This window comes from uncultured Winogradskyella sp. (genome assembly GCF_947498005.1).
Taxonomy (GTDB): domain Bacteria; phylum Bacteroidota; class Bacteroidia; order Flavobacteriales; family Flavobacteriaceae; genus Winogradskyella.
Genome location: NZ_CANMIW010000039.1, coordinates 1 through 427 on the forward strand (window position 1 = coordinate 1; position 427 = coordinate 427).

The 427-nt window shown below is 36.3% G+C and carries 1 protein-coding gene; it reads left to right on the top strand.

From position 1 onward, the window contains the following. Window positions 1-427, top strand: a 427-nt coding sequence (locus Q0891_RS17240) for a hypothetical protein (protein WP_299103582.1), incomplete at both ends; no start/stop codon positions are given.

Consider the following 427-nt stretch of genomic DNA (forward strand, 5'->3'; position numbering starts at 1 on the left):
TTAATATCGTGAAATCTGCATCGAGCTCAACGACAGGTTGTGTCGGTGAAGGCGATTTAATTACTTATACATTTACAGTAACTAATACTGGTAATGTTTCTATTAATTCTATCACAATTACTGATGATCTATTAGGTGGTAATATTACGTCATCACTTACACTTACGGGAGATACGAATACGAATGACCTTTTAGATCCTACAGAAACTTGGATTTTCACTGCACCTGATTATACCATTACTCAGGCTAATGTTGATGCTGGTAATATTACAAACAATGTTACAGCTAATGGTCTGCAACCTGATGGAACAACTACTGTTCAAGCTACAGATACTTACATCATCGATGCTAATAATACTGAGGTTACACTTTGTAATGATGGTGGTATTAATATCGTGAAATCTGCATCGAGCTCAACGACAGGTTG